The organism is Pseudomonas sp. 3-2 (assembly GCF_019710535.1).
Taxonomy (GTDB): domain Bacteria; phylum Pseudomonadota; class Gammaproteobacteria; order Pseudomonadales; family Pseudomonadaceae; genus Aquipseudomonas; species Aquipseudomonas pharyngis.
Map to the genome: position 1 here is coordinate 4,789,375 of NZ_CP081200.1, position 24,349 is coordinate 4,813,723.

Sequence of the window (24,349 nt, forward strand, 5' to 3'; positions counted from 1 at the left end):
GAACGAGTCAATCAACAAGGGCGACAGGTAGCCTGACACAGAGGGCGCTTGTAAAAAAGTGAGTCGCCGTAAGGGCGAAACCATAAGCCGCCGTTACCGAAGAAACGGATATGTACACAGTCAACCCAAAACCTGGTCGGCCCAAAGGCCGCCAAGTCCAAAGCCTCAAACCCGAGCCTGACTCTTACTCCAATCCGTCAACAAACTATAAGCAACAGCCAAAAGCGTAGGCCCAATAAACAACCCGATAAACCCAAACGCAATCAAGCCGCCAAACACCCCAAGCAACACAATCACCAACGGCAGATTCCCACCCCGGCTGATCAGATACGGCTTGAGCACGTTATCCACGCCACTGATGATGAACGTCCCCCAGATCCCGAGAAACACCGCCATCCCGTACTCGCCCTTCCAGGCCAGCCATGCCGTGGCCGGAATCCACACCAGCGGTGGCCCCATCGGAATCAGACTGAGCAGAAACGTCACGATCCCCAGCACCAGCGCCCCCGGCACCCCGGCAATCAGGAACCCGATCAGCGCCAGCACCGCTTGCGCCGCCGCTGTACCAATCACCCCGTTGACCACCCGTTGCACGGTACCGGCCACCAGATCGATGTAGTATCCGGCCCGGTCACCGATCAGGCGTTCCAGCAGACTGTGCACGAATGCCGCCAGCCGCGGCCCGTCGCGGTAGAAAAAGAACACGAAGACAATGCTCAGGGTCAGCTCGAGAATCCCGCTGCCGATCTGCGCACTGCGCGCCAGCAGCCAGTTGCCGACCTGCCCCAGATAGGGTTTGACCGTCACCATCAGCGCCGCGCCCTGCTGATCGATGCTGTTCCAGATCCCCACCAGCCGTTCGCCCACCAACGGCACGCCACCCAGCCAGCTCGGTGCCTCCGGCAGACCGTCGACCTGCACATCCTTGATGAACGCCGTGGCATCACGCACGTGATCGGCCAAGTTAAAGCCGAGCCACACCAGCGGCCCCGCTACCAGCAACATCCAGCCCATGGTCAAAACCAGGGCCGCCAGCGATTCCCGGCCATTGAGCCAGCGGGTCAGCAAACGCATCAGCGGCCAACTGGCGAACGCCAGCACCGCGCCCCAGAACAGCGCCGACCAGAACGGCGCCATCACCCAGAAACTGGCACCAAACAGCACCAGCAACAGGATCTGCACCAGCAGACGATCATTATTGGGCATGTGAAATCTCGAAAAAAATCAGTCAGGCAAAGAGTAGGCGAACACGTCGAGCGTGTCCGCCAAAGACACCTTATCGCAACAGATCGATGCGCAGACCTTCGCCGTCGACACTGCCGGTTTCCATTCGCGCGGCGCGCACGCCCTGCCCGATCAGCGCCTGCCGCCAGGCCTCGGCTTTCGGCCCGGACACTGTCACCCGCAAGGTGGTGTCGAGGTTCAGTCCACGGGACAGCAAGCGCAGCCAGGTGTCATCCGGATCGCCGGCGAGCTTGGGAAAGTCCAGTTCGCCGGTGCTTTTCAGCTCCCGCAGCAGCGTGGCCGAAGTCGGCAGCAGGTCACCCAGCGGGGCCAGCGCCTCGAACTGTTCAACGTGCAGATAGGCTTTGCGATTGCCCCGGGTGATGCTGTACAGCGCCACCAGCGTGTTGTCGCGCGGGGCCGCGAGCCTCAGCAGCAGATAGGCCTGCTGCTCGTCGGCACCGTACAGCTTGGCGTTGCCGAACACCTCGTTGGCCCACAGGCTGCTCTCGCCGCAATCCCGGGCCTGGCACCAGAACAACAGCTGGGCCTCCTGCTTTTGCAGGGCTTCGCGGGCAAGGGTAAAGGCTTCGGTGGCGGAATGCTCCGGCGGTAATTCATAGGTCACCGAGGTGGTTTGCCCCCGGGCGCTGACCTGGCCGTCGAAACGCAATTGACCGCTGATCTTGCGGATCGAGCCGAGCGGGTAGATCCGCTCCAGCTCCACGGCGGGGCGATAGTCGACGATCTGCGCATCGGCCACACGCGGCACGATCGGCAAGTCCTGACTGCCCGGCAGGTCGGCAGCGAATAGAAAGGGACTGAAACAGCACAGCGCCAGCAGACTGATAGATCGCATGGACAGGCTCATCGCAGGGACATGGCCTGGATGCCTTGGGGGCAGTTCGAAGTCGCAGCGGTGTAGAAATCCATCTTGGTTGTCTCCCATTTCAACCCGCCCAGCCTCGACAGTTGCCGGGAGCAAGTCAAGGAATGGCGAAGAACCGATTGAAACAGTCTGCGACAAGCTCGGCCCCGGCCTCATCGTTCAGGTGCAGATGATGCCCGCCCGGCAGCTGTTCCCAGGCAAAGGGTAGACGTTCCAGCAGCTCGGGATGTTTGGCCAGCATGCCATCGGCGGCGACCATCAATTGTGCGGGGCAGGCAATGCGCTGCACGAACGCCATCGCCTGTTCCTGGGTCAGACGCAGCGGCGAAGGCAAAGTCAGGCGGTTGTCGGTGCGCCAGGTGTACCCACCGGGCACCGGCATCAGTCCGCGTTGCGCCAGCAGTTCGGCGGCTTCGCGACTGACCGCCACCAGCCCTTTCATCCGCGCTTCGATCGCCCGGTCGAGGGTGTTGTAGACCGGTTTGCGCTTTTCCCGAAGATCGAGCTGCGCCTGTAAGGCCATGCCCATGCGCTCGGCGGCATTTTCGCCTTTGTCGGTAGGAGGAATAACCCCGTCGATCAACGCCAGATGGGTGATGCGTTCGGGCAACGACCCGGCCAACACCAGCGAAACAATGGCGCCCATGGAATGCCCGAGCAACCCGAAACGTTTCCAGCCCAGTTGCTCGGCAACCTGCAGCACGTCATGGGCGTAGTCCCACAGCGCGTAACCGGCGCCGTTCGGACGGTGCCCGGAATGCCCGTGACCGGCCATGTCCAGCGCCACGATGCGCAAGCCTTTGAGCTTCGGCGCCAGTCGGGCGAAGCTGTTGGCGTTGTCCAGCCAGCCATGCAGGGCGATTACCGGCACCCCGTCTTCCGGGCCGAACAGGTGCGCCGCCAGTTCGATATGCGGCAGGCTCAGGCGCACTTCTTCGACGGCCGGGTTCATGCGCAGTCCTTGTCTTGCCGGCGTTCCCAGCGATTGAACAGGTTTTTCAGTAATTGTGCGGTGTCCTGCGGACGCTCAAGCGGAAACATGTGCCCGCCGGGCACGGTCAGCGACTCGCCCTGAGGCAGGCGTCCGACAAATCGGGTGTGGTGGTTCATCACCACGCGGCTCTTGTGTCCACGTACCACCGCCAGCGGCACTTTCAATTGCCGGGTATGCGCAGGACTGGTGTGCGGCACGCCGCGATAGATGCTGATCTCGGTCGCAGGATCGAAGCGCAGGCGCAGCTTGTCGCCGACCTTGTGCAGACCGTGCTGCAAGTAGGCATCGAAACATTCCGGATCAAAGCTGCGGAACAGGGTCTTGCCAGCGAAATAACCACGGGCACTGTCCAGATCGGCAAATTCTTCGCGCCGTCCCAGCGTGCGGCCGGCCGGGGTCAGTTTGTCGATGAAACCAAAACGCTTGGCGGCCCGGATCACCCATTGATCGGTGCGGGTCAGCACCGGCGAGTCGAGCATCACCACGCCCCGATACAGTTCAGGGCAACGCAGCGCGGCGTGCAAATGCAGCATGCCGCCGAAGGAATGGCCCACGCCCCACACCGGCTCGTCTTGCTGTTGAAGATGATGGATGAGTTCATCGACCAGGTGATACCAGTTGTCACCTGCCGGGAAACGCGGGTCATGGGCATGTTGTTCCAGATGCGCGACCCGGTACTCGGGCGCCAGCGCCGCGAACAGTTTGCCGTAGGTACCCGAAGGGAAACCGTTGGCGTGGGCGAAGAAGATCGGTTGCGACATACCGGCAAATCCAAGAGCGGAAAACAGGCGTTGATTGTCCGTAAGACCGCGTCCTACAGCAATGACCGTAACTGCCAGGAATGATGACAGTCCGGTCAGGGCTATGACGCTGCGGCCATTAACGCGCCGGCGGTTGTTCTCCCAGCGGCACCACCGCCATGGTCAGGCGCGACACACAACTGGCCTTGCCTTCATCGCTGGTCAGGCGGATATCCCAGACGTGGGTGGTGCGGCCGATGTGGATCGGTTTGGCCACCGCCGTCACTCGTCCGCTGCGCAGGCCGCGCAAGTGGTTGGCGTTGATTTCCAGGCCCACGCAATAGAACTTGCTGGCGTCGATGCACAGGTAACTCGCCATCGACCCGACCGTTTCCGCCAGCACCACCGAGGCGCCGCCGTGCAGCAGGCCGTAAGGCTGATGGGTGCGATGGTCGATGACCATGCTGGCCGTCAGCGATTCCTCGTCGAAGGACTCGAAGCGAATGTCCAGCACTTCGCCGATGGTGTTTTTCTGGATTGCGTTCAACTGCTCGATGTTCGGAGTGGTGCGCCACAAGGTCATCGCAGGCTTCCTTTGTTGTTTTGATCGACGCTCAATCCTGCCACAGCACCGCCTCGCTGCGCTCGCTCCATTCTTCGAAACGTGCTCCGTAGGTGTCTTCGATGATGTTGCGTTTGATTTTCAGGGTCGGCGTGAGGAAGCCGTTCTCCACCGCCCAGCTGTCCTTGACCACCACCAGCCGGCGCAGGCGCTCGTGCTTGTCGAGGACGGCGTTGACCTCCTCCAGCAGTTTTTCCAGGCTCGAATGCAGCGGTGCGCGGGGCTCTTCCCGGCCCACCGCCGAGAGCACGCACAATCCCAGCGGCGCACTCAGGCCATCGCCGACCACGCAGACCTGTTCGATCCGCGAATGCACCGCCAGACGGTTTTCGATCGGCGCCGGGGCGACGTATTTGCCCTTGCTGGTCTTGAAGATTTCCTTGAGCCGCCCGGTCAGGCGCAAACGCCCTTCGGCGTCCTGTTCGCCCTTGTCGCCGGTGCGCAGGAAGCCATCTTCGGTGAGGGTCTCGGCGGTTTTCTGCGGTTCCTTGAAATAGCCGAGCATGTTCGCCTGGCTGCGCACCTGCACTTCGCCGGACTCATCGATGCGCACTTCAACGTCGGGGCACGGCCGGCCGATCCAGCCTTCCTTGTACTGACCCGGCAGACAGATGTGCGAATAACCGCAGCTTTCGGTCATGCCGTAGACCTCCAGCACGTCGAGCCCGAGTTTCTGATACCAGCGCAATAAGGTCAGCGGCACCGGCGCCGCACCGGACAGCGCCACGCGCAAGGCATCCAGACCCAATCCGGCCAGGACCTTGTGGCCGATCCGTCGGCCGATAAAAGGCAGACCGAGCAGCAAATCCAGGCGTTTCGCCGGGATCTTGCTGTAGACCCCCATCTGGAACTTGGTCCAGATCCGCGGCACACCGAACATCGCCGTCGGCCGTGCCCGCTTGAGATCGGCAAGAAAGGTGTCGAGGCTTTCGGCGAAAAACACCGTCTGCCCGGTATAGATCGACGCCAGCTCGACGAACATCCGCTCGGCGACATGACACAGCGGCAGATACGACAGCAGCCGGTCGTTCTCATTGAGGCCGAACAGCTGCGTACCGCGCGTCGTCGCGAAGCCGAGGTTGGCAAAACTGTGCATCACGCCCTTGGGCAGGCCGGTGGTGCCGGAGGTGTAAATGATGGTCGCCAGTTGCTCGGCGGCGGGTCGCGGGTCGTCCTGGATCGGTGAGCTGCGTTGCAGGTCATCCCAGTTGAAATCGAACGTGCCCGGCGGATGCAGCGGCAGGCTGACGGTGGTCAGGCCGGCCGGTATGCCCGCTGACATGCTCGGCCAGTCATCGAGCTTGCCGATGAACGCCAGCACGCTTTCCGAGTGGGTGAGCACCTGATTCACCGATTCGGCGGTGAGGTTCGGATAGAGCGGCACCGAGACATGCCCGGCCATCCAGATCGCCAGGTCGGCGATGATCCAGTGCGCGCAATTTTTCGAGATCAGGGCGATGTGGCTGCCTGGCGGCCACTCCCGGGAGCGCAGCCAGTGCGCCGCGCAGCGAGCCTGATGGCCGACGTCGGCCCAGGTCAGTGTCTCGACCTGCCCGCCGCCGATCGGCTGCACCAGAAAACGCTGGCGCGGGTGCCGGGCCTCGCGTTCGTAAAACACGTCCAGCGGCAAACGGAAGGCGGAAGACATTCGACTCGCTCCTGTTTTTTGGTCTGGAGCAAGCGTAGTCAACCAAGCAAGTGCTTGGTTGACTATTTCATACAAAAAATTTCAGGGATGTTTAAGGCTGTTGAGCGTCATCGAGCCGATCAGCAACTCGCTGTGTTCGAGCTCGGCCAGCCCGGCGGTGCTGACTTTTTCCGGTGGGTAGCCCGCACCGTGTTGCAGGTAGCTGAGCAGATTGCCCACCAGCGGATTGTGGCTGACCAGCAGCACGTTGCTCACCGACACCAGTTGCTCGGCCACGCGATCCGGGTCAACTTCCGGGGTCAACCACTCGACTGTACGGATTTCCGGCTCGAAGCCCAGCGCCTCGCGCACCAGTTGCGCCGTCTGCTGCGCCCGCAGGTACGGGCTGGCGTAGATCGCCGTCAGCGGCTGGCCCATCAAACGGGCCGCGCTGCTCAACACTTCCTTGCGACCGTGGGCGGTCAGTTCCCGCTCGGAGTCGGGGCGCGAGCCATAGGGCTCGGCCTCACCGTGACGCAATACCCAGAGTTTCATAGCTTGGGTTCCTCATCCCGGGCCGGATGCGGTGCCGGCGCAACAACGTGTGGCGCTTCACCTTCCGGCGTACGCGGCGCCGGCCAGTCGGCGAACGGCCAGGGTTTCTGGTCGCTGTGGAAGCTGCCGAAACGGCCGATCTGCGCCAGAAACTGGCTCAGGCTGTCGCCGAAATTCATCAGGCTGGCGCTCGGGGCGCCATAGAACAAACGATAGATCAACTGCACCAGCACCACCGCGCCGAGGATGAACTGCGCCACCTGCCAGACCAGGATGTAAACAATCATCCACAACACCCGCAGGAGGATGGATTCATATTTGGCTTCGGTTTTCGGATCGTTCATGGCCTGCTCCCTGCTGAATCAGTTGAAACCACTGGTGGAAATAAAGTCGACATCGGTTTTCGGTTCGGCACGCATCAGCAGACCGATCACCTGCTCAAGCGTGCGCCCTTCGAACAGGATTGCATGCAATCCGGCGACCAGCGGCATGTACACGCCAACCTCCTGAGCCTTGGCCTTAAGCACTTTCAGGGTGTTGACGCCTTCGGCCACTTCACCCAGGCGCGACACCGCTTCGTCGAGGCTCAAACCCTGACCGAGGGCGAAACCGACCTGGTAGTTGCGGCTTTTCGGCGACGAGCAAGTGACGATCAGGTCGCCGACACCGGCCAGACCGAGGAAGGTCATAGGGTTGGCGCCCTGATTCACCGCAAACCGGGTCATTTCGGCCAGGGCGCGGGTGATCAGCATGCTCTTGGTGTTCTCGCCCATTTCCAGCGCCACCGCCATGCCGGCGATGATCGCGTAGACGTTTTTCAGCGCCCCGCCCAGCTCGACGCCGAAACGGTCGGCGCTGGCGTAGACGCGGAAAGTGCGGCCATGCAATGCGGCCTGCACAGCTTTGCAGAGTTCTTCGTCTTCGCTGGCGACCACGGTGGCGGTCAGCGCGTGTTCGGCGATTTCCCGCGCCAGGTTTGGCCCGGACAGCACGCCGATACGCGCCTGGGGGGCGATCTCTTCGAGGATCTGGCTCATCAGTTTGAAGGTGTGGGCTTCGATGCCCTTGGTCAGGCTGACCAGCATCTTGCCGCTCAGGCGCTCGGAATGAGGCGCCAAAACCGTGCGCAGCGCGCTGGACGGCAACGCGACGAAACACAAATCGCAGGCGTCGAGGGTTTCCTGCAGGTCGGTGACCGCGGTCACGCCGGGCAGAATCTTGATGCCTTTGAGGTAACGCGGGTTCTCGCGATTGACCCGGATGGCCTCGGCCTGCTCGGGGTCACGCATCCACTGCCGGACTTGATGGCCGTTCTCGGCCAACAGATTGGCCACGGCGGTACCGAAACTTCCGCCTCCCAGGACCGCAATCGGGCGCTGTTCAGTCATATGTAATCCGTTAATCCATACCAGTGGCGATGCCGGCATTATACGGAGCGTCCCCTTCTCGGACAGCCCCGGCGTCAATTACCCGCACTTGTAGGAAGAAGACCAATAAAACCGAGGAAAATGCCTGCAACGTGACTGGAAAAGTCGTCGACCTCGGTTAACATGCGCGCCAATTCTTTGCTATCAAGGCTGCGTCGTGTTTTCTGGCCCCCCTTCCCCGCGTTCGTCCCTGCTGCTGGCGCTGCTGTTCAGCCCGGTACTACTGGCGGACGACCTGTTTGTCGACAGTGAGGCCTTGCCGCAGATCCTGACCGCCACGCGCCTGAAACAGTCGCCGGCGGAAGTCCCGGGCAGCATGACCGTCCTCGACAGCGAACTGATTGCCGCCAGTGGCGCCCGGGACATCAGTGAACTGCTGCGCCTGGTGCCAGGGATGATGGTCGGCAACATCAGCGGCAATCAGGCGGCGGTGAACTATCACGGGACCAACGCCAGCGAAGCCCGGCGCATGCAGGTGTTGATCGACGGCCGCTCGGTGTACCGCGCCGGTCTGGCGACCGTGGACTGGAGCGATATCCCGGTGGCCATGGAAGACATCGAGCGCATCGAAGTCTTTCGCGGCCCGAACACCGTCAGCTACGGCGCCAACGCGCTGATGGCGGTGATCAACATCATCACCCGCAACCCGGCGGACAGCCACGGCACACGACTGAAGCTGACCCGCGGCCAACGCGGCATCAATGATTTCTATGCCAGCCAGAGCACCGGCTGGAATGGCGGCGACCTGCGTCTGTCGCTGTCCGGCCAGGAGGACGACGGTTTCGACAGCGACCGCACCGGCGCCGACTACCGCGACAACCGCCGCTTGAACCGCTTCAGCCTCGCGGTCAGCCAGACCCTGAGCGACAACCAGAGCCTGGACTGGCAGGTCAACGCCAAGGACGGGACCAATCAGCGGCCTTACACCTACCGCCCGGTGTTCTCCGGGATTACCGCTGCCGGGAACAATTCCGACGTGGTAGCCAAGGACTACGCCGGCTCGGTGCGCTGGAACCTCGACCTCAATCCCGATCACAGCCTTTACGTGCAAGGCTCGGCACAACACTGGGATCGCCAGCAGACCTGGCGCGCCTGTGACGCCGAAGTGTCGTTCAGCCCGCAATTGACCGAGCTGTGGCAACTTAACCCGAACTACACCGAGCGCCTGGCCCGCAACATGACCCTGTTCACCGGCCCCGGCGCCCCCGCCGGTACACCGCAGGAAATGACCCTGGCCAATCAGGTGCTGGATCAGTGGCGCAACGGCGCGCGCCAGACTCTGTGCGGTGACATCGACCAGAGTGCCCGGGAATCGCGCTACGACCTGGAGTTGCAGGACACCCTCAGCCTGTCCGATAGCCTGCGTCTGGTCAGCGGTCTGAACTATCGTTACGACCGTGCCGACTCCGAGACCTACTTCAACGGCACGCTGGACGACAGCACCTGGCGCACCTTCGGCCAACTGGAATGGCGCGCCAGCGAACACTGGCTGTTGCAGGGCGGCGCCATGTTCGAAGACACGCAATTGATCGGCAGCTCGCTGACGCCCCGGTTTGCGGTCAACTACCTGTTCAATCCGCGCCACAGCCTGCGCGCGGTGTATTCGGAAGCCATCCGTTCGCCGGACATGTTCGAGAACAACGTCAACTGGAGTTATCAGGTGACCAACCTGCGGCCCGCCGCCTATGGCCAGTCTTCGGCCCGCTACTTCGTCAAGACCCGGGGCCCCGGCGATCTGGACCAGGAACACATGCGCTCGCGGGAACTGGGCTACAACGGCTTTTTCCCGGAATGGGGCCTGGCGCTGGACGTGAAGCTGTTCTACGACGAAATCACCGGGATGATCAGCGAGCCGCTGCGCAACAATCAGTACATCGCCAGCAACGCCAACGATTCGCGCTTTCGCGGCACAGAGACGCAAATGGACTGGCGCCTGAGTGCGGCCGACCGCTTGCGCCTGACCTACGCCTTCGTCGACGCCGAGGCGAGCAATCCGCTGGATCAGCAATTCACCGCGCGCAACAGCGGTTCGGCGGGCTGGCTGCGCGATTGGGGCCACGGCTGGAACAGCGCCCTCTTCTATTACGGTGACAACGCGCTCAACGGTTACCGCTTCGAGCGGGTCGACACGCGGATCGCCAAACGCATCGCCCTGGGCAAGGCCCAACTGCAACTGGCCGGCGTGCTGCAACAACGCCTCGACCATGAGCCGACCACCTTCGTCGACAACAATTACGACGAACGCCGCGTGGTGTATTTCAGCGCCGAGCTGGAGTTCTAGATGCGTTACGCCATGTCACGGAAGATGCCAACGCTCGGCCAATGGCTGGCCGGGCTCTGTCTGTTCCTGACAGCATGGCTGCATGGCGTGGCGGTGCAGGCGGCCGACATTCTGCTGACCGGCGCCGAGGAAAGCCCCGGTGTGCAGTCCTTCGTTCAGGCCCTGAGCGAACTGCGCCCCACCGACCGCGTGCATTTCCAGCCACTGGCCAGCCTGCCAGCACCGGGCAAGTTGCCATCGAGCCTGCGCCTGATCCTGCTCGATTTGCCGAGCCTCGACTGGCGCATGCAGGAAAGCCAAGGCCCCGCGACTTTGGTCCTGCGCATCAGCCGCTTGCAAGCCCGACAACGCTTCGGCGACGCGCAGCCACCCCACTTGAGCCTGCTGTGGGCCGATCCGCCGCTGAGTCGTCAGTTGCAACTGATCCGCCGGATTCTGCCCCAGGCCGGGCGCGTCGGCGTGCTGTTCGATCAGCACAGCGAGTTCCTGCTCAAGGAGCTGCAATCGGCCGCCCAGCCGCTGAATCTGCAAATCGTCCCGCAGCGCTGGGACAACACCCACGACAGCCGACCCTTGCAGACCGTGCTGAAAAACAGCGACGTGCTGCTGGGCCTCGACGACCCTGACCTGTACAACCCGAAAACCGCGAAGAACCTGTTGCTCAGCAGTTACTCTCGGCAACTGGCACTGGTCGGGCCGAATGTCTCGTTCGTTCGCGCCGGCAGCCTGGCCAGTACCTACAGCGATCAGAACGACTGGCTGGCCGTCCTCGACGAATTGCTGGACCGGCCACCGGCCACCTGGCCGCGCACGCTCTACCCCGGGCGTTTTAAAGTCTCAAGTAATGCGCAGGTGGCTCGTTCCTTAGGGATAGAACCGATCAATGAAGCGTCTGTCGCCGCAGAACTGGCCGAAGGAGAGCGCCGCCCATGATTTTCCGCCGTTGGGACATCAACACCCGCACTCAGTTGATCAGCCTGGGCCCTGCGCTGTTGCTGACCTTGCTGCTGATCAGCTTTTTCACCTTCGTGCGCATTCAGGATCTGCGTCAGGAGCTGAATCACACCGGCCAGTTGATCGCCAACCAGCTCGCACCGGCCACCGAATACGGGGTGATTTCCGGCAATAACGAAGTCCTGGAAAGCCTGCTCAAGGCCACGCTGGCCACGCCGAACGTGCGGTTTCTGGAAGTGCAGGACAGCGCCAACCGGATTCTGGCCTACGTCGAACAGCCGGCGGATGCGCACAATCGCCCGCATCAGGTCGAAGTGTTCCAGGCGCCGGTGCGGCTGCAACGCATCGCCCTGCACAACGATTTCTTTCAGGACGGCAAGAGCAGCCCCGGGGTGGCCAGCGAGGATTATCTGGGGCGGGTGATCGTCGGGCTGTCGAATGACGCCTTCAGTCAGCGCCAACAGGAGATCCTGCTCAAGGCCGGGATTCTGGCGTTGTTCGCCCTGCTCTTCACCTTTGTGCTGGCGCGGCGACTGGCCGGCAGCCTGTCGCAGCCGATCCGCGACATCGGCAATGCGGTCAAGGCGATTCAGGAGGGCGACTACAAAACCCCGCTGCCGATCGTCGATGACACCGAGCTGGGTGCACTGTCCCAGCACATCAACAACCTGGCCCAGGCGCTGGAGCAGGCCAGCCGCGAACAGCATCAGGCGATGGCGCAACTGATCCAGACCCGCGAAGAGGCGGAAAAGGCCAACAACGCCAAATCGGATTTCCTGGCGATGATGAGCCATGAACTGCGCACACCGATGAACGGCGTCTTGGGCATGCTGCAGTTGCTGGAAACCACCGACATGACCGAGGAGCAGGTCGAGTATGCGGCGCTGGCTTCCGAGTCCACCGAGCATTTGCTCAAGGTGATCAACGACATTCTGGATTTCTCGCGCATCGAACGTTCGGAACTGGAGCTGGAGCACATTCCGTTCAACCTCGCCGACCTGATCGGCGCCTGCGCCCATTCCTTCCAGCACAGTGCGGCGCAACGCGGGCTGGCCCTGCAACTGCGGATCGCCGATGACATGCACGACTTGCAGGTACAGGGCGATCCGACGCGGATCCGGCAGATTCTGGTCAACCTGGTCGGCAATGCGCTGAAGTTCACCGAGCAGGGGCGCGTCAGCATCGAGGCGCAATGGCAATCGCTGGATCACGAATTGCTGTGGTTCACCTGCGCGGTACGTGACAGTGGCATCGGCATTTCGCCGGAAAGCCTGGAGCTGATGTTCAACGCGTTCCAGCAGGCCGACAGCTCGATTTCCCGTCGATATGGCGGCACCGGTCTGGGCCTGCCGATTGCCCGCACGCTCGCTGAACGGATGGGCGGCACCTTGCGCGCCCAGAGTGAAGAAGGTCGCGGCTCGGTGTTCACCCTGGAAATACCACTGGCCCTATATAAGCAGACGCTGCCCGTGCTTGCCGCACCGCGCACATTGAACGGTGCAAGTCACGGCGAAGGCCGAAATGTGCTGCTGGTCGAGGACAACCCGGTCAACCAGACGGTGATCGAAGCGATGTTGCGCAGCCTGGGCTTTACCGTCAGCGTCGCCACCGATGGCGTGCAGGCGGTGCGCAGTGCCGGGGACAGCCGTTTCGAAGCGATTCTGATGGATTGCCGCTTGCCGCTGATCGACGGTTACGAAGCGACCCGGCGGATCCGGCAGCTGCCCGGCTGCGGCCAGGTGCCGATCATCGCCCTGACCGCCAATGCTTTACAGGGCGACCGGGAAAACTGCCTCGCGGCGGGCATGAACGATTACCTGGCCAAGCCATTCAAACGCAATGACCTGCAGCAGATTCTGCAGCGATGGGTGCAGTAACGGGGCCCTTTCGAGCATCTGCGACTGGCGTGAAAAGCGAAAGTGCGGCAGTCTTAGGCACCCGAACGAGCCTCAAAAGGGGCTTGATTAAAAATTTCAGTGCACAAGTGTACATTCATGTCCTTGGTGCTGTGACTTTCACCACAACGCAATAGTCTATGAGTAGGCTGCCGGTTCGAGGCATGAACGCGTCGATCGGCCGGGAAGATTTGCCCCACCTGCCGCATGGGATTATTGAGGAGCTCGCATGACCAAACAAAACGCCTTTACTCGGGAAGACCTGCTGCGCTGCAGTCGCGGTGAGCTGTTCGGCCCAGGTAACGCGCAACTGCCCGCCCCGAACATGCTGATGGTGGATCGCATCACCCTGATCAGCGAAGAAGGCGGCAAGTACGGCAAAGGTGAATTGGTCGCCGAGCTGGATATCAACCCTGACCTGTGGTTCTTCGCGTGCCACTTCGAAGGCGATCCGGTGATGCCGGGCTGCCTGGGTCTGGATGCCATGTGGCAATTGGTCGGCTTCTTCCTGGGCTGGCAAGGCCTGCCGGGCCGTGGCCGTGCGCTGGGTTCGGGCGAAGTGAAATTCTTCGGCCAGGTCCTGCCGACCGCCAAGAAAGTCACCTACAACATTCATATCAAGCGCGTCCTCAAGGGCAAGCTGAACCTGGCCATCGCGGACGGTTCGGTGACTGTCGACGGTCGCGAAATCTACACCGCCGAAGGCCTTCGCGTCGGCGTGTTCACCTCCACTGACAACTTCTAAGGGTTATTCGCATGCGCCGCGTCGTTATCACTGGTCTGGGCATCGTTTCGTGCCTGGGCAATGACAAAGAGACCGTCTCCGCTAACCTGCGTGCAAGCCGCCCTGGCATCCGGTTCAACCCGGAATACGCCGAAATGGGTCTGCGTAGCCAGGTTTCCGGCTCCATCGACCTCAACCTTGAAGAGCTGATCGATCGCAAGATCTATCGCTTCGTCGGCCACGCAGCGGCTTACGCCTACCTGGCCATGAAAGACGCCATCGCTGACTCCGGTCTGACCGAAGAGCAGGTGTCCAACCCGCGTACCGGCCTGATCGCAGGTTCCGGCGGCGCGTCGACCCTGAACCAGATGGAAGCGCTGGACATCCTGCGCGAGAAAGGCGTCAAGCGCGTCGGCCCATACCGTGTAACGCGGACCATGAGCAGCACCGTTTCGGCTTGCCTGGCCACCCCGTTCAAGATCAAGGGTCTGAACTACTCCATCGCTTCTGCCTGCGCCACCAGTGCTCACTGCATCGGTACCGCCATGGAACAGATCCAGATGGGCAAGCAGGACATCGTGTTTGCCGGTGGCGGTGAAGAAGAGCACTGGAGCCAGTCGTTCCTGTTCGACGCGATGGGCGCCCTGTCCAGCAAGCGTAACGACACCCCGGAACAAGCTTCCCGCGCCTACGACGCCGACCGTGACGGTTTCGTCATCGCCGGTGGTGGCGGCATGGTGGTGGTCGAGGAGCTGGAACACGCTCTCGCCCGTGGCGCGAAGATCTACGCGGAAATCGTTGGCTACGGCGCGACCTCCGACGGCTACGACATGGTGGCTCCAAGCGGCGAAGGCGCCATCCGCTGCATGCAGCAGGCGCTGTCCACCGTCGACACCCCGATCGACTACCTGAACACCCACGGCACTTCGACTCCGGTCGGCGACGTCGCGGAAATGAAAGGTGTGCGCGAAGTGTTCGGCGACAAAGCCCCGGCCATCAGCTCCACCAAGAGCCTGTCGGGTCACTCCCTGGGCGCCGCCGGCGTTCACGAAGCGATCTACTGCATGCTGATGATGGAAGGCAACTTCATCGCCGGTTCCGCCAACATCGACGAACTGGACCCTGAAGTGGCCGATCTGCCGGTGCTGACCAAGACCCGCGAGAACGCCACCATCAACACCGTGATGAGCAACAGCTTCGGCTTCGGTGGCACCAACGCCACCCTCGTGCTGAAGCGCTGGGAAGGCAAGTAATTCCCTCCCGCTGAGCCGCACATGAAAACGCCCCGACTGGTTCGGGGCGTTTTTTTTCGCCAGCCATAAACACAACCTGCTGTGGGAGCGGGCTTGCTCGCGAAAGCGGTGGGTCAGTCGACAAAAATGTTGAATGTTAAATCGCATTCGCGAGCAAGCCCGCTCCCACAGGGTCGGTGTATTGCTTGAAAATCGCCGTCAGGAACATGAAGCTTTTGTCATGGAACTCAATGCCCTGCGACTGAATGTCGCGGTTTCTGCGGGCTCCAGCGCTGTTGCAGATTTCGCAAGAATACATTGCACGAATCGGGCGTTTACTTAGCAGGCTAACAAAATCTATAACAGAGTCCTGCACACGCCTTGCTGCAGATAACTTGAGATTTGGAGCTAGCAGATGACTGTAAAAGTAACTGAACGCGACGATTCACACATGTCCCATGAAGGCGTAGCCGCCGGCGTACGGATCTGGGATGTGCATCAACAAGACTTGCTGGTCGGCATGTTCCACAACGAGATCGACGCCCACAACTACAAGGCCGAACTGGAACTGCAGGAACAGCAGCGGGATCGGAAATCCGCCTGAAACAAAACCACAGCATTGAAAACGACAAACCCCGCCATGAGCGGGGTTTGTCGTTTTGGGGATTTCAGGGCCGCTTCGCAGCCCGGCGGAACCCGATTACCACATCAGATCATCAGGGATCACGTAGGCCGCGTACGGATCGTCCTCGGCATTGACCTCTTCGACCTTTTCGTTGAGCTGGACGATGCGCTGTGGATCGCGCTCCTGAATCTTCAGGGCCGCCTCACGAGGAATCACTTCGTAACCGCCAGCGTGGTGCACGATCGCCAGCGAGCCGCTGCTGAGCTTGTTGCGCATCAGCGTGTTGACCGAGATGCGCTTGACCTTCTTGTCGTCGACGAAGTTGTAGTAGTCCTCGGTCGTCAGCTTCGGCAGACGCGAGACCTCGATCAACTGCTTGACCTGCGCGGCGCGGGCCTTGGCTTCCGCCTTCTCCTGCTGCTGGCGGTTCAGCTCCTGGTCGCGCTTGACCTTCTCGGCCATGGCTTCCTGGGCAGCACGCTGCTGGGAGTCGTCCAGTTCGATCTGACCTTTGTGGGCCAGGCGCTGTTGTTTCTGTTTGTCTTTGCTGACCTGCTTGGCCTGCTTTTGGTTGACCAGTCCTGCCTTGAGCAACTGGTCGCGAAGGGAAAGGCTCATTGATGCTTACTCACTTGGGCAACGGCTCAGCCACAGCTGGGCGAATTCTTTTCCTGACGTTTGGCTTCGCCCCACAGGGCGTCCAACTCTTCGAGGGTGCAATCTTCCATGGGGCGGTGGGTATCGCGCAATGCCTGTTCGATAAAACGGAAACGTCGTTCGAACTTGGCGTTGGCGCCACGCAATGCGGTTTCCGGATCGACCTTCAGGTGCCGGGCCAGATTGACCACCGAAAACAGCAGATCACCGATCTCGTCGGCCACCGCTTGCGGGTCATTTTCGGACATGGCTTCGAGCACTTCATCGAGCTCTTCACGGACCTTGTCCAGCACCGGCAAGGCATCCGGCCAGTCGAAACCGACCTGACCTGCGCGCTTCTGCAACTTGGCCGAGCGGGATAATGCCGGCAACGCAGCAGGCACATCGTCGAGCAGTGACAGTTGTTGCGGCTCGGTGGATTTCTCGGCGCGCTCCTCGGCCTTGATTTCCTCCCAGCGCTGCTTGACCTGCTCTTCACTCAGACGCGGCACGTCCAGCGACGCATACAGATCGCCAGTGGGGAACACATGCGGATGACGACGGATCAGTTTGCGGGTAATGCCGTCGACCACCCCGGCGAATTCGAATCGCGCTTCTTCCCGGGCCAACTGGCTGTAATACACCACCTGAAACAGCAGATCGCCCAACTCCCCCTGCAAGTGATCGAAGTCGCCGCGCTCGATGGCGTCGGCGACTTCGTAGGCCTCTTCAAGGGTGTGTGGAACGATGGTCGCGTAAGTCTGCCTGATATCCCACGGGCAACCATACTGCGGGTCACGCAGACGGTTCATCAGGTGCAGCAGGTCGTCAAGGCTGTAGGTCGGTTTCATGGAGTCCGGTTACGCCGCGTTTCGATAATGTTCGGCAACTGGGAAATCCGCCCCAGCAATCGCCCCAGCGCGTCCAGACCCGGAATCTCGATGGTCAGGGACATCAGCGCGGTGTTGTCTTCCTTGTTCGAGCGGGTGTTGACCGCCAGCACGTTGATCCGCTCGTTGAGCAGCACCTGCGAGACGTCACGCAGCAGACCGGAACGGTCGTAGGCGCGGATGACGATGTCCACCGGATAGGTGAGCACCGGCACCGGGCCCCAACTGACCTGGATGATCCGCTCCGGCTCGCGCCCGGCCAGTTGCAACACCGAGGCGCAATCCTGGCGGTGAATGCTCACGCCACGGCCCTGAGTGATGTAACCGACGATCGCATCGCCCGGCAACGGCTGGCAGCAGCCGGCCATCTGGGTCATCAGGTTGCCGACGCCCTGGATCTGAATGTCGCCGCGCTTGCCAGGTTTGTAGCCGGTGGCCTTGCGCGGAATCAGCTCCAACTGTTCGTTGCCGCGTTCAGGCTCGACCAGTTGTTGCGCCAGATTGACCAGTTGCGCCAGACGCAGGTCGCCGGCACCGAGGGCGGCGAACATGTCTTCGGCGGTTTTCATGTTGGCCTTGTCGGCCAGCTTGTCAAAATCCACCGCTGGCAGGCCGAGGCGATTGAGCTCGCGCTCGAGCAGGGTCTTGCCCGCCGCGACGTTCTGGTCGCGCGCCTGCAACTTGAACCAGTGCACGATCTTCGCCCGCGCCCGGGACGTAGTGACGTAGCCCAGGTTCGGGTTCAGCCAGTCGCGGCTCGGAGTGCCGTGCTTGCTGGTGATGATCTCGACCTGCTCACCGGTCTGCAGGCTGTAGTTGAGCGGAACGATGCGCCCGTTGATCTTCGCGCCACGGCAGTTGTGGCCGATTTCGGTGTGTACGCGGTAGGCGAAGTCCAGCGGCGTCGCGCCCTTCGGCAAGTCGATGGCGTGACCGTCCGGGGTGAAGATGTAGACCCGGTCCGGCTCGATATCGACCCGCAGCTGTTCGGCGAGACCACCGATGTCGCCCAACTCCTCGTGCCACTCGAGGACCTGACGCAGCCAGGAGATTTTCTCTTCGTAGTGATTGGAGCCGGACTTGACGTCGGTGCCCTTGTAGCGCCAGTGCGCGCAGACACCGAGTTCGGCCTCTTCGTGCATCGAATGGGTACGGATCTGGACTTCCAGCACCTTGCCTTCCGGGCCGATTACCGCCGTGTGCAGCGAGCGGTAGCCGTTCTCTTTCGGGTTGGCGATGTAGTCGTCGAACTCTTTCGGGATGTGCCGCCACAGGGTGTGGACGATACCGAGCGCGGTGTAGCAGTCGCGCATTTCCGGCACCAGCACGCGCACCGCACGCACGTCGTAGATCTGGCTGAACTCCAGACCCTTGCGCTGCATTTTGCGCCAGATCGAATAGATGTGTTTGGCCCGGCCGCTGATGTCGGCTTCGACGCCGGTGGCCTGCAGTTCGTCCTTGAGCTGGGTCATCACGTCGGCGATGAAACGCTCGCGGTCGAGCCGCCGCTCATGCAGCAGCTTGGCAATCTGTTTGTATTGATCGGGCTCCAGGTAACGGAAGGACAGGTCCTCCAGTTCCCATTTGATATGACCGATGCCGAGTCGATGCGCGAGCGGCGCATAGATGTCGAACACTTCCCGGGCGACCCGGTTACGTTTTTCGTCGTCGGCGGTTTTCACCGCGCGGATCGCACAGGTGCGTTCGGCGAGCTTGATCAGCGCGACACGCACGTCGTCGACCATCGCCACCAGCATCTTGCGCAGGTTTTCCACCTGGCCCTGAGTGCCAAGCACCATCGACTGGCGCGGGCTGAGGCTGGCACTGATCGCCGCCATGCGCAGCACGCCGTCGATCAGCTTGGCGACCACCGGGCCGAAGCGCTGGCTGACCGCTGCGAGTTCAATCTGGCCTTCGCGTACGCCGCGATACAGAACCGCGGCAACCAGCGAATCCTGATCGAGCTTGAGGTCGGCGAGGATCTCGGCGATCTCAAGGCCCGTGCTGAAACTGCCGCTGCCTTCGGACCAGAGATTCTTCGCGGCATTGGATTGCTGCTCGGCCTGGCGAGCGTACTCGCAGGCCTCTTTCAAAGCTTCGCGATCCAGTGCCAGATCGACACTGACCGCGTGATCGAGCCAAGCCTCGAGATTGATACTGCCGTCAGTGTTGATCGGCTGGTGTGCTCTCACCTGTACCATCTTGTTTTACCTTCCCTACGACGCAGATTCAATGCGTCAAATCACTGACCGTCAATGCCCGTTCGCGCTCGCGGGGCCAAGGCGAGCGCTACGGACGACCAGTCGGATCAGACGAGCCATCCTGGCTCGCTTCAAATAACGCCATGGCCTCGACATGTGCCGTCTGAGGAAACATATCGAGAATCCCGGCACGTTTTAACCGGTAGCCCTGCTTGATCAATTCGACCGTATCGCGCGCCAGAGTTGCAGGGTTGCACGACACGTACACCAACCGTTTGGCGCCCAAGGCCGCCAGCTTGCGCACCACCTCGAAAGCACCGTCGCGCGGTGGGTCCAAGAGTACCGCAGAAAAGCCGTTTCCGATCCACTGGGCATCGGTCAAAGGCTGGGATAAATCGGCCTGAAAAAACTTTGTGTTATGCAAATTGTTGCTAGCGGCATTGGCCGCCGCGCGATCGACCATGGTCTGCACGCCTTCGACCGCCACCACTTCACGCGCGGCTTTTGCCAGCGGCAAGGCAAAGTTGCCCAGACCGCAAAACAGGTCGAGCACGCGCTCATCGCTCGTCGGTTTCAACCAGTCCAGCGCCTGGGCGACCATGGCCTCGTTGACCCCGGCGTTGACCTGGATGAAATCTCCCGGCCGATAGGCCAGTTGCAGGTCCCATTGTTCCAGGCGGTAACCGAGCGACTGTGCATCATCCACCGGCTGCGGTTCGCCTTCGCCATGCAGCCAGAGCTGCGCTTCATGGAATGCGCAGAAATCCTTGAGGATCGTCAGGTCGGCCTCGGACAGCGGCGCCATGTGACGCAGCAGGACGGCGAGTGACGAGCCGCTGAACAGTTCGACATGCCCCAGCGCCTGAGGCTTGCTCAAGCGCCGCAGCATCTCCGGCAAGCGGGTCATGATCGGCTGCAAGGGCTGTACCAGCACCGGGCATTCGCTGATCGCGACGATGTCCTGACTGCCGGCGGCACGGAAACCGACTTCAAGCTGTTTGGCCTTGCTGTCCCAGCGCACGGCGATCCGGGCGCGGCGACGGTAGCCGAATTCGGGACCGGTCAACGGCGCCGCCCACTCCTCGGGCTCGGCACCGGCGACTCGCGACAACTGCTCGGCGAGCATGCGCTGTTTCAGGGCAAGCTGTTCGTTGTGGGGCAGATGCTGAACGCTGCAACCACCGCAACGTCCGGCATGCTGACAAGGTGCGGGACGACGCAATTGACTGGCGCTGAACACGCGCTCGGTGCGCGCCTCGACCACTTTGCCGTGGGCGCCGAGCACTCGGGCTTCGACCTCTTCACCGGCGAGGGCGCCGAGGACGAACCAGGTTTTGCCTTCAAAAAACGCGATGCCGCGACCGTCATTGGCCAGGCGCTCGATGCTCAGGCGCTGCTTTTTGCCGGTCGGGATTTGCGCGGCCTTGCTGCCGCCGGTGGGCTGGAAGCGCAGGCCTCTATCATGCTTGGCCATCAGTTGGGCGCGTCGAAAATGCCGGTCGACAGGTAACGGTCGCCACGGTCGCAGATGATCGCGACGATCACCGCGTTTTCAACTTCTTTGGACAGGCGCAGCATCGCTGCCACCGCACCGCCCGAGGACACGCCACAGAAGATGCCTTCTTCGCGGGCCAGACGCCGGGTGACATCCTCGGCTTCGCTTTGCGCCATATCGACGATGCGGTCAACGCGGTCGGCCTGGTAGATCTTCGGCAGGTATTCCTGCGGCCAGCGGCGGATGCCGGGAATGGCCGAACCTTCCATCGGTTGCAGGCCGACGATCTGCACGTTGTCGTTCTGCTCCTTGAGGTAGCGCGACACGCCCATGATGGTGCCGGTGGTGCCCATGGAGCTGACGAAATGAGTGATGGAGCCTTGGGTCTGACGCCAGATTTCCGGGCCGGTGGTGGTGTAGTGCGCTTCAGGATTGTCGCCGTTGGCGAACTGATCCAGCACCTTGCCACGGCCTTCGGCTTCCATCCGCTGGGCGAGATCGCGAGCGCCTTCCATGCCCTCTTCCTGGCTGACCAGAATCAGCTGCGCGCCGTAAGCGGTCATCGCCGCCTTACGCTCGGCGCTGGAGTTGTCCGGCATGATCAGGATCATCTTGTAACCCTTGATCGCGGCGGCCATCGCCAGGGCGATCCCGGTGTTGCCCGAGGTCGCTTCGATCAGCGTATCGCCTTCGTGGATCTGCCCGCGCAACTCGGCACGGGTGATCATCGACAGCGCCGGACGATCCTTGACCGAACCCGCCGGGTTGTTCCCTTCGAGCTTGAGCAAAAGGGTGTTGCTGGTGACACCGGGCAGGCGCTGCAAACGCACCAGCGGCGTGTTGCCGACGCAATCGGCGATGGTTGGGTACTGCAAGGTCATGGCGTTTTTCGCAATCCGGACAGCGGGGGCGCCTATCATACCGGCAAACCTGCGCAGGCCATATCACGCAAAGTGTGGTGCTTATGGTTTCTTGGAATAAGCAATAAAAGTCGCGCCAGTGGTGCGACTTTTAAATAGTGTCAACAGCGCTGACACTTTCTTGTGCAGCTCAAACGATCTGCGGGCGGCTCATGTCCACTGTGGCAGCTGGCTTGCCAGCGAAAACGTCAGGACTGACAGCACTGTCATCCGCCACCAACCGCAGATTCAGTCGCAATCCCGATGGCCCGTTCTCGGCCCACAGGGTTCCGCCCTGGCGTTGCACCGCGTTCCTCGCGATGCTCAGCCCCAACCCAAAACCACCGTCCCCCGGCCGCGAGCCATCGAGTCGGATGAAGGGCGAGAAGATCCGCTCAAGGTCCGCTTCGGCCACGCCGCCGCCCTCGTCCTCCAGCCACAGGTGCCAGTAATCGCCATCCCGTCGACCGTCGAGCCGCACGATGCCGCCCGGTGGCGAATGTCGAATCGCATTGCGCAGAATGTTTTCCAGTGCCTGGGCCAAGGTGTTGAGATTGCCGCGCACCCAGCATGAGGCCTCCACCCCGCACTGCAACTGCCCCATCGGACAGCAGCTTTCGTAGCAGGCGTTTTCCGTGAGCATTTCCCACAGTGCCTGAATCTGGATCGCTTCGTCCGGCAACGGCGCGCGTTCGGTGTCGAGCCAGGCCAGTTGCAGGGTGTCCTCCACCAATCGCTGCATCACGTCGACTTCGCGACCGATACGTTCGCGCAGCGGTTGCAGCTGCTGCTCGCTTTCGCTGGCGACCCGCAACCGACTCAGGGGCGTGCGCAGTTCGTGGGACAGGTCGCGCAACAGTTGCTGTTGCAGGGCCACGGTGGATTGCAGGCGTTCGGACATCGAGTCGAAAGCACGGGCCAGTTCGCCAAGCTCATCGGGCCGCTGGGTGATGCCGCTCGACAACCGCACATTCAATTGATCGGCACGCCACGCATTGGCCTGCTCGCGCAGATTGTTCAGCGGCACCACCAGCAGGCGATACAGGCCGACGCACAGCAGCAAGGTGAACAGACCTGGAATCACGCCGTTGGTGATGACGCGCCAGAAGACCCGGTATTTGCCCGGCAGAAATCGCTCGGGCAACTCGATCACCAGACTGCCGGCGGTCGCGTCAGTGGGAAATGGAACCCGCAGCCACGGCCGGCCCTTTTTGTGAATCGGCCAGTCAAGGCCACGCAGGAAGGTCAGGCGTTGAAGCTCTTGAGCGTTCAACGGTTGACTGCCCAGCGACTGCAGGTTGCCGCCGATCACGCCGACCCAGCCGGCTTCGCGCAACTCCATGCTCTGTAACCAGCTATCGATGCCATCGCGCCCGCCCTGCTGCCATGCGCGCTCGGCCTCGGCGGCATAACGGCTCAACGTGCGACGGGCGTCGTCGGAGAGGAACTGGTTGCGCTGCTCCATGTACCGGCCCCAGGACCAGCTCAGCCAGATCATCAACAGACAGAACGCCACCAACAGGCAGGCGAGTTTCCAGAACAGCGAGTGCCGGCCCGGCAGGTCAGACACTTTCATCGATGGCACTCAGGACGTAACCCTTGCCCCACACCGTGCGCACTTCCCGCTCGGTGTAGCCGACCGACTTGAGTTTGCGGCGGATCTGGCTGATGTGCATGTCGAGGCTGCGGTCGTGGGCCGCATAGCCGCGTTGCAGAACGTGCTGATAAAGGAAGGCCTTGCTCAGCACTTCCTCGTCGTTGCGGTTGAGGGTTTCCAGCAGACGGTATTCGCTGCGGGTCAGGCCGGCCGGTTGATTACGGTAGAACACATCGCACTGCTCGTCGTCGAAACGCAGTCCGCCGACCGGCACCACCGGAGCGATGGCCGCCGGACGACGGTCGAGGGCGACCCGGCGCAGGATCGCTTCGATCCGCACATGCAGCTCGGCCATGCTGAAGGGTTTGGGCAGATAGTCGTCGGCGCCGAGGCGGAAACCGCTGATACGGTCGGCCTCGGCACCCAGCGCCGACATCAGCAGCACCGGCGTGGAATGGCTCTGACGCAGTTGAGTCAGGACATTCAATCCATCCAGCCCCGGCAACAGAATGTCCATCAACACCACATCGAACGGCTGGCGCCGGGCAATGCTCAGGCCTTCGCTGCCGTTCTGGCACCAGGTCACCTGGAAGCCGCTGCGGCCCAGTTGTTCATGGACATAGGCACCGAGGACGGGATCGTCTTCGATGGAAAGAATGCGGGGTTGGCCAATAGAGACAGGAGTCATGACTATCTGCAAATAATTCTCAGTTGGGCGATTATTCAAGATTGCCCGGCGCCCGGCAACCCAAGCTTGACCTGTCGGACAGATGACCGGCCTGAGAGTGAACAACCACGACATCATTTTTCCCAAGATTGCCCGCAAGCAAATCGCTACACTG

General features: G+C 61.8%; 22 protein-coding genes. 6 read left to right on the forward strand and 16 right to left on the reverse strand.

The genetic code is table 11. The features are described from left to right. Positions 1-165: 165 nt before the first annotated feature. The 9 genes from K3819_RS21655 to K3819_RS21695 all read right to left on the reverse strand — a co-directional run bounded on the left by K3819_RS21655 (position 166) and on the right by K3819_RS21695 (position 8,039). A complete protein-coding gene (locus K3819_RS21655) occupies positions 166-1,206 on the reverse strand; it encodes an AI-2E family transporter (protein ID WP_039772850.1) in 1,041 nt (346 codons plus the stop codon). Between the two features lie 70 nt (positions 1,207-1,276). Continuing rightward, positions 1,277-2,083 carry a DUF4892 domain-containing protein gene (locus K3819_RS21660; protein WP_221397918.1) on the reverse strand — a complete coding sequence of 269 codons (807 nt, stop codon included), beginning with the start codon at positions 2,081-2,083 and terminating at the stop codon, positions 1,277-1,279. A gap of 127 nt (positions 2,084-2,210) precedes the next feature. Continuing rightward, a complete protein-coding gene (locus K3819_RS21665) occupies positions 2,211-3,065 on the reverse strand; it encodes an alpha/beta hydrolase (protein ID WP_221397919.1) in 855 nt (284 codons plus the stop codon). Continuing rightward, positions 3,062-3,868, reverse strand: coding sequence for an alpha/beta fold hydrolase (locus tag K3819_RS21670; protein WP_039772855.1), 807 nt, complete (start codon positions 3,866-3,868; stop codon positions 3,062-3,064). Before K3819_RS21670 ends, K3819_RS21665 begins: the two co-directional genes overlap by 4 nt. Before the next feature lie 118 nt (positions 3,869-3,986). Further along, a complete protein-coding gene (locus tag K3819_RS21675) occupies positions 3,987-4,430 on the reverse strand; it encodes a hotdog fold thioesterase (RefSeq protein ID WP_007957810.1) in 444 nt (147 codons plus the stop codon). A 31-nt stretch (positions 4,431-4,461) separates the two neighbouring features. Continuing rightward, positions 4,462-6,117 carry an AMP-binding protein gene (locus K3819_RS21680; RefSeq protein WP_221397920.1) on the reverse strand — a complete coding sequence of 552 codons (1,656 nt, stop codon included), beginning with the start codon at positions 6,115-6,117 and terminating at the stop codon, positions 4,462-4,464. 81 nt (positions 6,118-6,198) lie between these two features. Then, complete coding sequence (gene sixA, locus K3819_RS21685; RefSeq protein ID WP_007957806.1) at positions 6,199-6,651, reverse strand: phosphohistidine phosphatase SixA; 453 nt, start codon at positions 6,649-6,651, stop codon at positions 6,199-6,201. Then, on the reverse strand, positions 6,648-6,995 hold the full coding sequence (locus K3819_RS21690) for a DUF4389 domain-containing protein (protein ID WP_039772859.1): 348 nt from the start codon (positions 6,993-6,995) through the stop codon (positions 6,648-6,650). The genes sixA and K3819_RS21690 overlap by 4 nt, the downstream gene beginning before the upstream one ends. A gap of 18 nt (positions 6,996-7,013) precedes the next feature. Beyond that, complete coding sequence (locus K3819_RS21695; RefSeq protein WP_221397921.1) at positions 7,014-8,039, reverse strand: NAD(P)H-dependent glycerol-3-phosphate dehydrogenase; 1,026 nt, start codon at positions 8,037-8,039, stop codon at positions 7,014-7,016. Positions 8,040-8,235: 196 nt separating this feature from the next. Between K3819_RS21695 and K3819_RS21700 the strand changes: the two genes are divergently transcribed. The 6 genes from K3819_RS21700 to K3819_RS21725 all read left to right on the forward strand — a co-directional run bounded on the left by K3819_RS21700 (position 8,236) and on the right by K3819_RS21725 (position 15,768). Continuing rightward, positions 8,236-10,359: a TonB-dependent siderophore receptor gene (locus K3819_RS21700; RefSeq protein WP_221397922.1), complete on the forward strand. Its 2,124-nt coding sequence runs from the start codon at positions 8,236-8,238 to the stop codon at positions 10,357-10,359. Continuing rightward, positions 10,360-11,292, forward strand: coding sequence for a hypothetical protein (locus K3819_RS21705; protein WP_064598631.1), 933 nt, complete (start codon positions 10,360-10,362; stop codon positions 11,290-11,292). It begins immediately after the preceding gene. After that, on the forward strand, positions 11,289-13,190 hold the full coding sequence (locus K3819_RS21710) for an ATP-binding protein (protein ID WP_221397923.1): 1,902 nt from the start codon (positions 11,289-11,291) through the stop codon (positions 13,188-13,190). The genes K3819_RS21705 and K3819_RS21710 overlap by 4 nt, the downstream gene beginning before the upstream one ends. 247 nt (positions 13,191-13,437) lie before the next feature. Then, on the forward strand, positions 13,438-13,953 hold the full coding sequence (fabA, locus tag K3819_RS21715; RefSeq protein ID WP_003227150.1) for a 3-hydroxyacyl-[acyl-carrier-protein] dehydratase FabA: 516 nt from the start codon (positions 13,438-13,440) through the stop codon (positions 13,951-13,953). Between the two features lie 11 nt (positions 13,954-13,964). Further along, positions 13,965-15,185 (forward strand): beta-ketoacyl-ACP synthase I, encoded by a 1,221-nt coding sequence (gene fabB, locus K3819_RS21720; protein ID WP_007957797.1) that lies wholly within the window; start codon positions 13,965-13,967, stop codon positions 15,183-15,185. A gap of 394 nt (positions 15,186-15,579) precedes the next feature. Next, positions 15,580-15,768, forward strand: coding sequence for a hypothetical protein (locus tag K3819_RS21725; protein ID WP_039772867.1), 189 nt, complete (start codon positions 15,580-15,582; stop codon positions 15,766-15,768). Between the two features lie 96 nt (positions 15,769-15,864). Here K3819_RS21725 and K3819_RS21730 read toward each other — a convergent pair whose 3' ends face one another. From K3819_RS21730 to K3819_RS21760, 7 genes are all read right to left on the reverse strand, one after another. Continuing rightward, positions 15,865-16,407 (reverse strand): DUF2058 domain-containing protein, encoded by a 543-nt coding sequence (locus K3819_RS21730; RefSeq protein WP_011335479.1) that lies wholly within the window; start codon positions 16,405-16,407, stop codon positions 15,865-15,867. A gap of 26 nt (positions 16,408-16,433) precedes the next feature. Beyond that, on the reverse strand, positions 16,434-17,276 hold the full coding sequence (gene mazG / locus K3819_RS21735) for a nucleoside triphosphate pyrophosphohydrolase (RefSeq protein WP_221397924.1): 843 nt from the start codon (positions 17,274-17,276) through the stop codon (positions 16,434-16,436). Then, positions 17,273-19,516: a GTP diphosphokinase gene (relA, locus tag K3819_RS21740; protein ID WP_007957789.1), complete on the reverse strand. Its 2,244-nt coding sequence runs from the start codon at positions 19,514-19,516 to the stop codon at positions 17,273-17,275. Before relA ends, mazG begins: the two co-directional genes overlap by 4 nt. Positions 19,517-19,604: 88 nt before the next feature. Further along, positions 19,605-20,990: a 23S rRNA (uracil(1939)-C(5))-methyltransferase RlmD gene (gene rlmD, locus K3819_RS21745; RefSeq protein WP_221397925.1), complete on the reverse strand. Its 1,386-nt coding sequence runs from the start codon at positions 20,988-20,990 to the stop codon at positions 19,605-19,607. After that, a complete protein-coding gene (gene cysM / locus K3819_RS21750) occupies positions 20,990-21,892 on the reverse strand; it encodes a cysteine synthase CysM (RefSeq protein ID WP_221397926.1) in 903 nt (300 codons plus the stop codon). The genes rlmD and cysM overlap by 1 nt, the downstream gene beginning before the upstream one ends. Before the next feature lie 169 nt (positions 21,893-22,061). Further along, positions 22,062-23,486, reverse strand: a complete 1,425-nt coding sequence (locus K3819_RS21755; RefSeq protein ID WP_221397927.1) for a sensor histidine kinase — start codon at positions 23,484-23,486, stop codon at positions 22,062-22,064. Then, the gene (locus tag K3819_RS21760; RefSeq protein WP_085610704.1) at positions 23,473-24,195 is read right to left on the reverse strand and encodes a response regulator transcription factor; all 723 of its coding nucleotides are present in this window, start codon (positions 24,193-24,195) and stop codon (positions 23,473-23,475) included. Before K3819_RS21760 ends, K3819_RS21755 begins: the two co-directional genes overlap by 14 nt. Positions 24,196-24,349 lie beyond the last annotated feature (154 nt).